Here is a 678-nt window from a genome sequence, read left to right as displayed (position 1 = left end):
CCATATTCTCTTTGATCATGTGCATTGGAATATGGCCAGGGCCTTCAATGATGACCTGCACATCATATTCCCATGCGATTTTCGTCAACTCGCCGAGCGTACGCAGCTCTGCAAATTGCGCTTCATCGTTCGCGTCTGCAACCGAGCCAGGACGCAAGCCATCACCAAGAGATAGAGCGACATCGTACTTCGCACAAATTTCACAGATCTCGCGGAAATGGGTGTATAAGAAGCTTTCTTGGTGATGCGCTAGACACCACTTAGCGATAATCGAACCACCACGCGAAACAATCCCCGTCACTCGTTTCGCCGTCATTGGAACATAGCGAAGTAGTAAACCAGCATGGATAGTAAAGTAATCAACCCCCTGCTCTGCTTGTTCGATTAACGTGTCGCGCATGACTTCCCAATTCAGGTTCTCAGCAATGCCATTTACTTTCTCCAAAGCCTGATACATAGGAACCGTACCAATTGGCACCGGGCTATTGCGTAAAATCCATTCGCGAGTTTCATGAATGTTACGGCCGGTAGAAAGGTCCATCACGGTATCGCCCCCCCAACGTGTCGCCCAGACAAGTTTTTCCACTTCTTCTTCGATTGAAGACGTGACCGATGAGTTACCAATATTGGCATTCACCTTAACTAAGAAGTTACGGCCAATAATCATTGGTTCAGATT

At 47.6% G+C, this 678-nt stretch carries 1 protein-coding gene; it reads right to left on the bottom strand.

Annotation, left to right across the window (positions count from 1 at the left end; genetic code table 11):
- On the bottom strand, window positions 1-678 hold a 678-nt coding region (locus R8N49_RS27500), incomplete at both ends, for a phosphomethylpyrimidine synthase ThiC (RefSeq protein ID WP_318190502.1).

This window comes from Vibrio sp. 1978 (assembly GCF_033344345.1).
This window is presented reverse-complemented; position numbering and strand designations above follow the sequence as displayed.